This is a genomic window from Pseudomonas sp. FW300-N1A1, from assembly GCF_058789115.1.
Genome location: NZ_JBYTBK010000002.1, coordinates 254,713 through 267,695, shown reverse-complemented (window position 1 = coordinate 267,695; position 12,983 = coordinate 254,713). Strand labels below are relative to the sequence as shown.

13 protein-coding genes are annotated in these 12,983 nt (G+C 59.4%); 11 read left to right on the top strand and 2 right to left on the bottom strand.

Annotated features, from left to right (window positions below; genetic code table 11):
• Window positions 1–499: 499 nt before the first annotated feature.
• Both AC3WQN_RS03575 and AC3WQN_RS03570 read right to left on the bottom strand, forming a co-directional pair.
• A complete protein-coding gene (locus AC3WQN_RS03575) occupies window positions 500–1,720 on the bottom strand; it encodes a CaiB/BaiF CoA transferase family protein (RefSeq protein WP_103398692.1) in 1,221 nt (406 codons plus the stop codon).
• 13 nt (window positions 1,721–1,733) lie between these two features.
• On the bottom strand, window positions 1,734–2,915 hold the full coding sequence (locus AC3WQN_RS03570) for an acyl-CoA dehydrogenase (protein WP_103398691.1): 1,182 nt from the start codon (window positions 2,913–2,915) through the stop codon (window positions 1,734–1,736).
• A gap of 156 nt (window positions 2,916–3,071) precedes the next feature.
• On the opposite strand from AC3WQN_RS03570, the gene AC3WQN_RS03565 reads away from it, so the two are divergent.
• From AC3WQN_RS03565 to AC3WQN_RS03515, 11 genes are all read left to right on the top strand, one after another.
• Entirely contained in the window at window positions 3,072–3,992 is a 921-nt protein-coding gene (locus AC3WQN_RS03565) for a LysR family transcriptional regulator (protein WP_103398690.1), read from the top strand.
• Between the two features lie 428 nt (window positions 3,993–4,420).
• Window positions 4,421–5,542, top strand: a complete 1,122-nt coding sequence (locus tag AC3WQN_RS03560; protein ID WP_103398689.1) for a Re/Si-specific NAD(P)(+) transhydrogenase subunit alpha — start codon at window positions 4,421–4,423, stop codon at window positions 5,540–5,542.
• A gap of 15 nt (window positions 5,543–5,557) precedes the next feature.
• Window positions 5,558–5,881, top strand: a complete 324-nt coding sequence (locus AC3WQN_RS03555) for an NAD(P) transhydrogenase subunit alpha part 2 (RefSeq protein WP_003187010.1) — start codon at window positions 5,558–5,560, stop codon at window positions 5,879–5,881.
• Complete coding sequence (locus AC3WQN_RS03550) at window positions 5,881–7,332, top strand: NAD(P)(+) transhydrogenase (Re/Si-specific) subunit beta (protein WP_095083387.1); 1,452 nt, start codon at window positions 5,881–5,883, stop codon at window positions 7,330–7,332. Before AC3WQN_RS03555 ends, AC3WQN_RS03550 begins: the two co-directional genes overlap by 1 nt.
• Window positions 7,333–7,511: 179 nt before the next feature.
• Window positions 7,512–9,005 carry a succinyl-CoA:acetate CoA-transferase ScpC gene (gene scpC, locus AC3WQN_RS03545; protein WP_103398688.1) on the top strand — a complete coding sequence of 498 codons (1,494 nt, stop codon included), beginning with the start codon at window positions 7,512–7,514 and terminating at the stop codon, window positions 9,003–9,005.
• A 319-nt stretch (window positions 9,006–9,324) separates the two neighbouring features.
• Window positions 9,325–9,540, top strand: a complete 216-nt coding sequence (locus tag AC3WQN_RS03540; protein WP_103398687.1) for a DUF1127 domain-containing protein — start codon at window positions 9,325–9,327, stop codon at window positions 9,538–9,540.
• Window positions 9,541–9,810: 270 nt separating this feature from the next.
• On the top strand, window positions 9,811–10,020 hold the full coding sequence (locus tag AC3WQN_RS03535; protein ID WP_103398686.1) for a DUF1127 domain-containing protein: 210 nt from the start codon (window positions 9,811–9,813) through the stop codon (window positions 10,018–10,020).
• A 180-nt stretch (window positions 10,021–10,200) separates the two neighbouring features.
• Entirely contained in the window at window positions 10,201–10,518 is a 318-nt protein-coding gene (locus tag AC3WQN_RS03530; RefSeq protein ID WP_095083393.1) for a DUF2388 domain-containing protein, read from the top strand.
• Window positions 10,519–10,581: 63 nt separating this feature from the next.
• Window positions 10,582–10,677 carry a DUF2388 domain-containing protein gene (locus AC3WQN_RS03525; protein ID WP_371850668.1) on the top strand — a complete coding sequence of 32 codons (96 nt, stop codon included), beginning with the start codon at window positions 10,582–10,584 and terminating at the stop codon, window positions 10,675–10,677.
• 27 nt (window positions 10,678–10,704) lie between these two features.
• Window positions 10,705–11,025: a DUF2388 domain-containing protein gene (locus tag AC3WQN_RS03520; protein ID WP_095083395.1), complete on the top strand. Its 321-nt coding sequence runs from the start codon at window positions 10,705–10,707 to the stop codon at window positions 11,023–11,025.
• Complete coding sequence (locus AC3WQN_RS03515; RefSeq protein ID WP_103398685.1) at window positions 11,022–12,983, top strand: DUF7844 domain-containing protein; 1,962 nt, start codon at window positions 11,022–11,024, stop codon at window positions 12,981–12,983. Before AC3WQN_RS03520 ends, AC3WQN_RS03515 begins: the two co-directional genes overlap by 4 nt.

The following is a 12,983-nucleotide window of genomic DNA, read 5'->3' as shown; positions in this document are numbered from 1 at the left end:
GCTGATAATCTTGTTGACTATCAGTCTGACTGCACAAGCACCCACACGAATTGCTTGATTCAGTTGTTAAAGAGCGGCTGGTTAAGATCTTTCGTCTCAACCGAGGGGCGCATTCTACAGCAGCCTCTGTTGCTGTCAAGCGGTTATTTTCAGAAGTTTTCAAGGTTTCCCTTGTAACTTCAACCACTTGCGCTTTCGATCTCTCGTCAGCGGGAGGCGAATTCTACAGCGTTACACGCTGCTGTCAACACCTCTTTTTCAACTTCCTTTTGGCTTCGATGACCTGAAGCAACCTGCTGCCGAAAACTGCGTAACTCTTTGTTTACCAAGGAGTTTTCCGTTTCGACTGCGCCGGAAGTGGGGCGAATTATAGACAGATAAAATTCGCCGTCAACTGCTAATTCAGGGTTTCTATCAATAAACTGCACAAACGGGCAAAAGCGATGCTTTCCCTCCCGGACAAGCAAGGAAAAACATCGCTTCTATATAGAAGAACCCCTCAGAGCACACCGGCCTCTTTGAAAGCAGCAACGGCCGCCCCATCAAGCCCCAGCACCCGCTGCAACACCTCAAGCGTATGCTCGCCCAGTAGAGGAGGAGCGCTGCGGTACTCAACCGGGGTCTCGGACAAGCGAATCGGGCTGGCAACCTGCGGCACCAACCCTGCCAAAGCATGAGGCAACTCTATCGCCAGGCCACGAGCCTGCACCTGCGGATCGGCGAATACCTGCGACAGGTCGTTGATCGGCCCGCACGGCACACCGGCCAGTTCCAACTGCGCCACCCACTCGGCAGTGGTCTTGAAGACCGTCGCCTGGCGAATCAACGGAATCAGCACCGCACGATTGGCCACCCGCAGCTTGTTAGTCGCAAACCGCGGATCATCCGCCCACTGCGGCTGGCCAGCCACTTCAGCGAACTTGCGAAACTGCCCGTCATTACCCACTGTCAGGATGAAGTTGCCATCCGCCGTCGGGAAATCCTGGTAAGGGACGATGTTCGGGTGTGCATTGCCCAAGCGCTTGGGCGCCACACCCGTCGTCAGGTAGTTCATCGCCTGGTTAGCCAGGCACGCGACCTGCACATCCAGCAACGCCATATCGATGTGCTGGCCGCCACCGTCATGATCCCGGTGAGCCAAGGCCGCCAGGATCGCCACTGTCGAGTAGAGGCCCGTCAGAATATCCGTCAGCGCCACACCGACTTTCACCGGCCCGGCACCGTCATCCCCCTCGGGTCGCCCCGTCAGGCTCATCAGGCCGCCCAGCCCCTGAATCATGAAGTCATAGCCAGCGCGCTTTGCATAAGGACCGGTTTGACCGAAACCGGTGATCGAGCAATAGATCAGGTCAGGATTGATCGCCTTCAGCGACGCATAGTCCAACCCGTAAGCCGCCAGACCGCCGACCTTGAAGTTTTCGATCAGGATGTCGGACTTCGCCGCCAACTCACGCACCAGGCGCTGACCTTCAGCCTGGGTAAAGTCGATGGTCACCGATTGCTTGTTGCGATTGGCCGACAGGTAATAGGCGGCCTCGCTGGTGTTTTCGCCGTAGGCATCCTTCAGGAAGGGCGGCCCCCAGGCGCGAGTGTCATCGCCATTACCGGGACGCTCGACCTTGATTACCTCGGCGCCAAGGTCCGCAAGGATCTGACCGGCCCAAGGCCCGGCCAGTACCCGCGACAAATCCAGTACCCGCAAATGCGATAACGCACCCATGGCCGCTCTCCTATTAATAGAACGCCTGGAGACCGGTCTGCGCACGACCCAGGATCAGCGCATGGACGTCATGGGTGCCTTCATAGGTGTTAACCACCTCAAGGTTGACCAGGTGACGGGCAACACCGAACTCATCGGAGATGCCGTTGCCGCCCAACATGTCACGGGCCATACGGACGATATCCAGCGACTTGCCACACGAGTTGCGCTTCATCATCGAGGTGATTTCGACAGCCGCCGTGCCCTCATCCTTCATACGCCCCAGACGCAGGCAGCCTTGCAGGGCGAGGGTGATTTCAGTCTGCATGTCGGCCAGTTTCTTCTGGATCAACTGAGTGGCAGCCAGTGGGCGACCAAACTGCTGACGATCCAGGGTGTACTGACGAGCGGTGTGCCAGCAGAACTCGGCCGCACCCAATGCGCCCCAGGAGATGCCATAACGGGCAGAGTTGAGGCAGGTGAACGGACCTTTCAAGCCGCGCACGTCCGGGAAGATGTTCTCTTCGGGAACAAACACGTTGTCCATCACGATCTCACCGGTGATGGAGGCACGCAGGCCTACTTTGCCGTGGATGACTGGGGCACTCAGCCCTTTCCAGCCTTTTTCCAGCACGAAACCACGAATGTCGCCGGCATCGTCCTTAGCCCATACCACGAACACATCAGCGATCGGGCTGTTGGTGATCCACATCTTGCTGCCGGTCAGGCTGTAGCCGCCTTCCACTTTGCGTGCACGGGTAATCATCGAGCCTGGATCGGAACCATGGTTTGGCTCGGTCAGACCGAAGCAGCCAATCCACTCACCGGTTGCCAGTTTCGGCAGGTACTTCTGCTTCTGGGCTTCAGTACCAAACTCATTGATCGGCACCATGACCAGGGAGGACTGCACACTCATCATCGAGCGATAGCCAGAGTCGACACGCTCGACTTCACGGGCAATCAGGCCGTAGCTCACATAGTTCAGGCCGCTGCCGCCGTACTGCTCGGGAATGGTCGCGCCCAGCAGGCCGATCTCGCCCATTTCGCGGAAGATGGCCGGGTCGGTTTTCTCATGGCGGAACGCTTCAAGAATGCGTGGCGCCAGCTTGTCCTGCGCAAACTGAGCAGCGCTATCGCGCACCATGCGCTCTTCTTCAGTGAGCTGTTGATCCAGCAGCAGGGGATCGATCCAGTTGAAGCTAGCTTTACCGGCCATGAGAGTGTCCTCGCGAGTAAGTCAAATATCGTGGACTGATCCTAGGCGCCGTTTAGGCATTGGGCAAACGAGGATTTTGCATGCTGTTGTGCTAATTTCTCACTCCTTAACAGCCTGAAACCCTGAAAGCACCAATAACGTGTGAGGTTGCCGTACATGCGCCGCAAGATACCCAGCACTGCCGCACTGATCAGCTTCGAAGCCGCCGCCCGCCACGAGAGCTTTACCAAGGCGGCCCAGGAGCTTTCGCTGACTCAAGGCGCCATCTGCCGACAGATCGCCAGCCTGGAGGAATTCCTCAGCGTCGAACTGTTCCGACGCTCGCGGCGCGGAGTGAAGCTGACGGAAGCCGGTCTTTCCTACAGCCGACGCGTCGCCACCCAACTGGACGCCGTTGAACGCGACACGCTGTCGGTGATGGGCCAGCAGGGCGCCAATGTCATCGAACTGGCGGTTGTCCCCACTTTCGGCACTCAATGGCTGCTGCCACGACTCAAGGACTTTCAGCAGCAACACCCGGAAGTGACGGTCAACCTCACCAACCGCACGCGGCCCTTTCTGTTTGCCGACACCGAATTCGACGCGGCGATCTACTTTGGCGATGCCGACTGGTCCGGCACCGAATCCCACAGGCTGATGGGGGAGAACCCAATGCCGGTGTGCAGCCCGACCTTGCTGGGTGATCGCACTCACCTGAGTGCCGAGATGATTGCCGACCTGCCCCTGCTGCAGCAGACCACGCGCCCCTATGCCTGGCGTCAATGGTTCAACTCACAGCACCTGAACATCCCCCGCGACATGACAGGCCCCCGTTACGAGCTATTCTCCATGCTCGCCCAAGCAGCCATGCATGACATGGGTATCGCCTTGATCCCACCCTTCCTGATTCAACGCGAACTGGCAGAGAAACGACTGGTCATTGCCAACACCCAGGCACTGTCGAGTATCAAGGCCTATTACCTGATGATTCCTGATCGAAAGGTCGAATCAGCCTCTTTACGCGCATTTCGAGACTGGCTGATCAAGCAGGCTCACAGCTACAACGTAGAAGGACAGGGGCTGCCCGACATTAGCTGACCCCGTAGTCAAATAACCAAAAGCCCTACAGATATAACTATTTGTCGCATATCCGTAGACTGTACCCACAACCGGTACAATCGTGCCACACGCGCCTAACGACGCGGCTTTGCGGCCTTGAAACGGGGTCATGGCGCATCATTCATACGGCCGATGTGTAAATTCTTGAATTTCGGCCAGAATCCTTGAGAGGCACGGCCTGCAAGGGATTGAACAGTTCAGTTGCGACATTCGGTCACGGGGTGACTTGTAGTTAATTTTCCGTCACCCGTCATAATCCCTTGAAGGGCACAAAGTTCGCCTGCAAAATGCCGCGCCCCGCCCGAAATACGGCGGAGTCGTGCTGATCGGCCGCCCCAGTGCACCCTCCGCAGTGCGCTGGACTTCCAAGAAAGATCAAAGCAATAAGATCAAGCAGGAGATTTGACGTGCACATTGGTGTTCCTCTCGAAACCCAGACCGGTGAAACGCGGGTTGCTGCAACCCCGGAAACCATCAAGAAGCTGATCGGCCAGGGTCATACAGTCACTGTGCAAAGCGGCGCCGGCGTCAATGCCAGCGTTGTGGACAGTGCTTATGAAGCGGCAGGTGCGGTGATTGGCAGCGCCCAAGATGCATTTGGCGCGGAGCTGATTCTGAAGGTGGTCGCCCCCAGCGACACCGAACTGACCCTGATCAAAAGTGGAACCGTGCTGGTTGGCATGCTCAACCCGTTCAGCAATGAAACCATTGCCAAACTGGCCGAGCGCGGCATTACCGCGTTCTCCCTGGAAGCCGCGCCGCGTACATCCCGCGCACAAAGCCTCGACGTGCTCTCCTCGCAAGCCAACATTGCCGGCTATAAAGCCGTGCTGCTGGCCGCGCATCACTATCCGCGCTTCATGCCGATGCTGATGACCGCAGCGGGCACCGTGAAAGCCGCGCGCGTGCTGATTCTGGGCGCCGGTGTCGCGGGCTTGCAGGCCATCGCCACCGCCAAGCGCCTGGGTGCCGTGATTGAAGCGTCCGACGTACGTCCGGCCGTGAAGGAACAGATTGAATCCCTGGGTGCGAAGTTCGTCGACGTCCCGTACGAAACCGACGAAGAGCGTGAGTGCGCGGTCGGTGTGGGCGGTTACGCTCGCCCGATGCCGGCCAGCTGGATGCAACGTCAGGCCCAGGCCGTGCATGAGCGTGCCAAGCAGGCCGACATCGTCATCACCACCGCACTGATCCCGGGTCGCAAGGCGCCAGTCCTGCTGAGCGCGGAAACCGTCGCGCAAATGAAACCGGGCTCGGTAGTCATCGACCTGGCGGCGGCGCAAGGCGGTAACTGCCCGCTGACCGTGGCCGATCAAGTGATCGTCGCGCATGGCGTGACGATTGCCGGCCCGACCAACCTGGCCGCACAGGTCGGTGCAGACGCCTCGGCGCTGTACGCCCGCAACCTGCTGGACTTCCTGAAACTGGTCTTCACCAAAGAAGGCCAGTTCGAGATCAACCTAGAAGACGACATCGTCGCCGCGTGCCTGATGTGCCGCGATGGCCAAGTCATCCGCAAAAACGCCTAAGCAGGGATTCAGACGATGGAAGAGCTTATCTCCCCCGGTATCTACAACCTGATCATCTTCGTGCTGGCGATCTATGTCGGTTATCACGTGGTCTGGAACGTTACACCCGCCTTGCACACGCCGCTGATGGCGGTGACCAACGCCATTTCCGCAATCGTGATCGTCGGCGCCATGCTGGCGGCCGCCCTGACCGTGACACCGCTGGGCAAGACCATGGGCACCCTCGCCGTGGCACTGGCTGCGGTCAACGTGTTCGGTGGCTTCCTGGTCACCCGCCGCATGCTTGAGATGTTCAAGAAAAAAGCCCCGAAAGCCGTAAAAGAAGAGGCGCCCAAGTAATGAGCATGAACCTCGTAACGACGCTCTACTTGATCGCGTCGATCTGCTTCATCCAGGCCCTCAAAGGCCTGTCGCATCCAACCACTTCGCGACGCGGCAACCTTTTCGGCATGCTCGGCATGGCGCTGGCAATCGTCACCACCATCGGTCTCATCTATAAGCTGGGCGCGCTCTCTTTTGAGCAAGGCGGGGCCACCGCGGGTATCGGCTATGTGATCGTCGGCCTGCTGGTGGGCGGCACGGCCGGTTCGATCATGGCCAAGCGCGTTGAAATGACCAAGATGCCGGAACTGGTCGCGTTCATGCACAGCATGATCGGTATGGCCGCCGTGTTCATCGCCATCGCCGCCGTGGTCGAGCCGCAGTCGCTGGGCATCGTCAAACAGCTGGGTGATTCGATCCCGGCCGGTAACCGCATGGAACTGTTCCTTGGCGCGGCGATTGGTGCCATCACCTTCTCCGGTTCGGTAATTGCCTTCGGCAAGCTGTCGGGCAAGTACAAGTTCCGCCTGTTCCAGGGCGCACCGGTACAGTTTGGCGGCCAGCACAAGTTGAACCTGGTGCTGGGCCTGGCGACGCTCGGTCTGGGCATCACCTTCATGCTGACCGGCAACCTCGGCGCTTTCGCCTTGATGCTGGCCCTGGCCTTCGTGATGGGCGTGCTGATCATCATCCCGATCGGCGGTGCCGATATGCCGGTGGTGGTGTCAATGCTCAATAGCTATTCCGGTTGGGCAGCAGCGGGTATCGGCTTCTCGCTGAACAACTCGATGCTGATCATCGCAGGCTCCTTGGTGGGTTCTTCCGGTGCCATCCTCTCGTACATCATGTGCAAAGCGATGAACCGCTCGTTCTTCAACGTACTGCTTGGCGGTTTCGGCGGTGCAACGGATACCGCAGGCCCGGCTGGCGCCCAGGAAGCTCGTCCGGTGAAGTCCGGCTCGTCCGACGATGCCGCGTTCCTGCTGACCAACGCCGACACCGTGATCATCGTGCCGGGCTACGGTCTGGCGGTGGCACGTGCCCAGCATTCGCTGATGGAGCTGGCGGAGAAGCTGACTCACCGTGGTGTCACTGTGAAGTTTGCGATCCACCCGGTCGCCGGGCGGATGCCAGGCCATATGAACGTCCTGCTGGCCGAGGCCGAAGTGCCTTATGAGCAAGTGTTCGAGATGGAAGACATCAACTCCGAGTTCGGCCAGACCGACGTGGTGCTGGTGCTTGGCGCCAACGACGTGGTCAACCCCGCGGCGAAGAACGATCCGAAGTCGCCGATTGCCGGCATGCCGATCCTCGAGGCCTATAAAGCCAAGACCGTAATCGTCAACAAGCGTTCGATGGCCAGCGGTTATGCCGGTCTGGACAACGAACTGTTCTACCTGGACAAAACCATGATGGTCTTCGGCGACGCCAAGAAAGTCATCGAGGATATGGTTAAAGCAGTCGATTAAACCTGCGCCAGCGCAATACCCCAAACCCCAGCCTCTAGTAGGCTGGGGTTTTTTATTACCCGCTAAAACCCGACCAAAGGCTCTAAATCAACGGTCGGCATTCGACCATGGTAGCGGGACGAATTTTTTTGAAATCACTAGACTGCGCTCCTTGCTTTCGTTGCCCGAGATAACCATCCATGTACCGTGACCGTATTCGCTTGCCTTCGTTGTTGGATAAGGTGATGAGCGCCGCCGATGCTGCCGCTCTGATTCAGGACGGCATGACCGTCGGCATGAGCGGCTTCACCCGCGCCGGCGAAGCCAAGGCCGTGCCCCATGCACTCGCTGAGCGCGCCAAGGTCACGCCGCTGAAGATCAGCCTGATGACCGGCGCAAGCCTGGGCAACGACCTCGACAAAGAGCTCACCGAGGCCGGCGTGCTGGCCCGTCGCATGCCGTTCCAGGTCGACAGCACACTGCGCAAGGCGATCAACGCCGGCGAAGTCATGTTCATTGACCAGCATCTGTCGGAAACCGTGGAGCAACTGCGCAACCAGCAACTCAAGCTGCCGGACATCGCGGTGATTGAAGCCGTGGCAATCACGGAACAAGGCCATATCGTGCCCACGACCTCAGTCGGCAACTCCGCCAGTTTCGCGATTTTCGCCCAGCAGGTGATCATCGAGATCAACCTGGCGCACAACCCGAACCTGGAAGGTCTGCACGACATCTATATCCCGACCTACCGCCCGACCCGCACCCCGATCCCGCTGGTCAAGGTCGATGATCGCATTGGCAGCACCGCCATCCCGATCCCGCCGGAAAAGATCGTCGCGATCGTCATCACCAATCAGTCCGACTCACCGTCCACGGTGTTGCCGCCCGACAGCGAGACCCAGGCGATTGCCGACCACCTGATCGACTTCTTCAAGCAGGAAGTGGACGCCGGGCGCATGACCAACAAGCTCGGGCCGCTGCAAGCCGGTATTGGCAACATCGCCAACTCCGTGATGTGCGGGTTGATCGACTCGCCATTCGAAGACCTGACCATGTACTCCGAAGTGCTGCAGGACTCGACCTTCGACCTGATCGACGCCGGCAAACTGAGCTTTGCCTCGGGCAGTTCGATTACCCTGTCGAGCCGACGCAATGCCGATGTGTTCGGCAATCTGGAGCGCTACAAGGACAAGCTGGTGCTGCGCCCGCAGGAGATCTCCAACCACCCTGAAGTGGTTCGTCGCCTGGGCATCATCGGCATCAACACCGCCCTGGAGTTCGACCTGTACGGCAACGTCAACTCCACCCACGTTTGCGGCACGCGGATGATGAACGGCATCGGCGGTTCGGGAGACTTTGCCCGTAACGCGCACCTGTCGATCTTCGTCACCAAGTCGATTGCCAAGGGCGGGGCGATTTCCAGCGTGGTGCCGATGGTCAGCCACGTTGACCACACCGAACATGATGTGGACATCCTGGTCACCGAGATCGGCCTTGCCGACCTGCGCGGCCTGGCACCTCGTGAGCGGGCCCGGGTGGTCATCGACAACTGTGTGCACCCGGACTACCGCCAGGCGCTGAATGACTACTTCGACAAGGCTTGCGCCCTCGGCGGACACACGCCACACATCCTGCGCGAGGCCCTCAGCTGGCACATGAACCTGGAAGAAACCGGTCGCATGCTCGCCGTGTGATTGATACAGAAGGCGGCTGGCGCAAACACAGTTTCGTCAGCTCGCCCTCACTCCATCAGCATTCAGCAAAAACTGTACTACTGTACCGGCCTTTTCCTACCCTATTTGCCTACCTCTCAAGACAAAAACCCTAAAAATGCACTACTACAGTGCAGATAGGTACAGTTGCCTCAATTTAGACCAGTACACCCCCTATTAACAGTTAACTGGTCCCTCACAATACAGGTGAACTGTATCTAGAGAGACTGGCCAAACGAGAGGATCATGGGCACCAGTTAAACCACTACCTAATCCCGCCACAAGCGGAAGGATGTCAATCATGGAACGTACACTCAGTTCCGAACTGTTCTTCGAAGACAAAGCTGAAAAAATCCAGGCTTCCATGCCTCTGCGCGTTCTCGCCAACCTGATGCTGTGGCAACGCCGCATCTCCAGCCGCCACCAACTGGCTCGCCTGGATTCGCGTCTGCTGGCTGACGCAGGGATTAGCGAAGCACAGCGTTACGAAGAGCTGAGCAAGCCGTTCTGGCGCTAAGTTAGCGTCGCTGGCCCTGACCCACCGGGTCCACCGCCAGCACCCTGAATTGCATACACAAAACCCGTCGCGGGCAATCGCGACGGGTTTTGTCGTTTCAGGGCTGAAAAAACGTCGGTACAGAAGCGTTGATGCCAGACAGGTACAGTTTCAAACATAAAACAACTGAACCAGTACAATTAAATGCGGCTGTAGCTGCTCCAGTGCCACAGAAAAGCTCACCCTGTTCTCCCAAGGCTGCTTTACCAGCCTCTGCGCGAGGACTTCATCATGGACCGCTCACTCGATATTTCGCTCCCACGCCCCCGGCGCTTTAGCACTCTCACGCTGATGGCCCGCCTGTTTGCGGCTACCGGTCGATGCATGGAGAGGGCACGGACCCGGCGTCTGCTGGCGCAACTCAATGACCAGCAACTGCACGACATAGGCCTGAGCCACTCGGACCGAGCAGCCGAACTGGATAGGCCATTCTGGCGATAGGAGGTGTGACAAAGTGCGATGGGACTATTCGAACCCTTGGACAACGGCCTAATATCCAAGAACACGTGGCGAACACTGCGTATGACGCGTCTGATTCACAGCTTCAACGCGACACACAGTGGTTGCCCGGCGTATTCAGCACCACTTTTTGGTTTTTGTTCATCAACAGGAGTTACCCCCATGTCCCGTCTTCGTCTGCTCAGCGCTGCGGCCCTGCTGGCCGTTGCCGCCAACTCGCACGCGACCAGCCTGATCGCTACCACTGACGCAATTGTCGGCGCACTCAAAGCCACTTCCGACGCGACCTCCGATGTCACCTCTTCGTTCCGCGACGACAAGATCGTCCGAGCGGCTCGCGACGATGCAGCCAGCTTCGTGGCCAGCGAAGGCGCCATCCGTGGCGTTCGCCTGGAAAGCGCTCTGGAGCACATCCGCAAGCAGGTTCCACAGCTGAGCGCGACCGATGCACAGCTGGCTCAGGCCATCCTGACCATCTGATTGCACGTCAACGGGGTCGGCCTGACCGGCCCCGCTTCCTCCGCGCAGGCTCTGTCCCGAGCCGTGCGCCTGGAGCCTGCCCTGGTTTACCTGCGCCAGGCTCCGCCAAAACTTCGTGTCAGCGAGCTTGAACTGGCACAGACAATTCTCGTCCAATAGTTATCCCTGTTCTTCCGGAGTCGTTCCATGCGTAACCCGCTGATTGCTGCCACCCTTGGCCTGCTGTTATTGGCCGATGTGGCCCAGGCACACACCCTGGTAGCCACCAGCAACATATTGATCCGCGCGACCCAGCGCACCCTGGATTTCACATCCGATACCACCACCTCGATCCGCGACATGAAAGTCATCCGTGAAGCCCGGGACGATGCCGCCAGTTTCGTTGCCAGCAACGGTGATATCCGTGGCGCGCACCTGGAAGCCGCCTTCGACACCTTGCGCACCCGCGTGCCTGAAGCTCGCGACGCCAGTGATCAGGTCCTCGCCGAAGCTATCCTCGCACTGTGAGGTCGCTCGTCACCTGGCTGCTGAGTGCATGCCTGTTGCTGCTCGGCGGTACAGCGCAAGCCAGCCTGCAACTACACCTCAAGACCGAAGGCTTGAGCCCGGCAGAGCAACAGGCCAGCCAGGCACTGCTGGATGAAGCGATGCAGGCACTGCCGCCACGCTTCATCGAGCAACTGGACCGCCGCATCGATGTCGGCTGGACCGACAACATGCCGAGCAACGCTTACGGCCAGGCATCGCTGGTGTCGGAGCTCGATCTCAATCGCAAGCTGCTGGCCAGCCTGACCGACGGCAGCGCCGCGACGAAAAAAACCCATCGTCCGCACGGCACCGTACGCCGGGAAATGCTCGCCACGGTGCTGCACGAACTCACCCACATCTACGACCGTGCGCGCCTGTGGTCAGGCCCCGAGCGTGTGCTGATCCAGCGCTGCACGCGACAGAACAACAGTTCGGGACTGGTCGGCATCCCCGATCAGTGCCGTGGCCAGACGGGGCGCCGCTTTACCCTGAGTGACGACCCACGCCTGCTGGACCTGGCCGGCTGGCAGCAGTACGTCGGTCGTCGGGGTGAACGTGAGCAACACAACCGCCAGATCGTCCGCAGCCCGGATCTCTACGAGACCAGCAGCCCCAAGGAATTCGTCGCGGTCAACATGGAGTACTTCCTTCTCGACCCGAGTTACGCCTGCCGCCGACCGGCGTTGTATCGCTATTACCAGGAGCACTTTGGATGGGCACCCGCCACCAAAGACACCTGCGCCACGTCCTACGCCTTCCTGAACGCCGGCAACGACTTCGCCAGGCAGCCGCTGGGGCAGGTCGATCCTGAACGGGTCTACGCCGTTGACTACCTGTTGGCCGAAGCCAACCAGAACCTGGTCAGTCGCTGGGGCCACAGCATGTTGCGCCTGGTGATCTGTGCACCAGGGCGCCCACGCGGGCCGGACTGTCGCCTGGACCTGGAATACTCATTGGTATTGTCCTACCGCGCGTTCGTCGGTGACGTACAGCTCTCGAGCTGGGACGGTCTGGTCGGCAAGTACCCGTCGCGGCTTTTCGTGTTGCCGCTGTCCCAGGTCATCGACGAGTACACCAAGACCGAACTGCGCAGCCTGGCCTCGGTACCGCTCAATCTGTCGCGCAGCGAAATCGAAGAGGTGGTTGAGCACGCGGCGGAGATGCACTGGAGTTACGACGGTAACTACTTCTTCCTGTCCAACAACTGCGCGGTCGAAAGCCTGAAGCTGTTGCGCAGCGGCAGCCACAATCCGCAGTTGACCGGACTGGACAGCATCATGCCCAACGGCTTGCTGGAAGTGCTCAAGGCCCGGGGACTGGCGGACACCAGCGTGCTTGATGACCCACGTGAAGCCTTGCGCCTTGGCTATCGCTTCGACTCGTTCCGTGACCGTTACCAAGCCATGTTCGAGGTACTGAAAAAACACCTGCCGATCAGACAGGACAAGGTTGAAGACTGGCTGGCCTTGAGCGCCGCAGAACGCCGCCCGTGGTTTGACCAGGCCGACCTGCGGACCAGCGCCGCTCTGCTGTTGCTGGAGCAGGCCAGTTTCCGCCAGCAACTGATGCTGGCCCAGAATGAAGTGAAACAACGTTACCTGGACGCCCGCGAGCTGACGAACGGCGGCATGGACAAAGCCAACCAGACCTTGCAGCAGATTCTCGCTAACAGCGGCTTCCTCAGCCGCCCCGCGGAATTGCTCGACCGGGGAGGCTATGGACTGCCGCAAGCCAATGAATGGCAACGTCTGGAATCGGAGAGCAGCACCCGGCAGAAGAAACTGCTGGCGCTGACCGGCGATCTGGACAAAGAGGTGAGGGCGCTGCTGGAACCCGCGCGCGCAGCAGAAATTGCAGCCAGCGAGGCCAACCTCAAGCAATTGGGTGAACACCTGCGAGCCCTGCACAAGGCAGCCGGAGGCCTGGAGCTGCCTTGA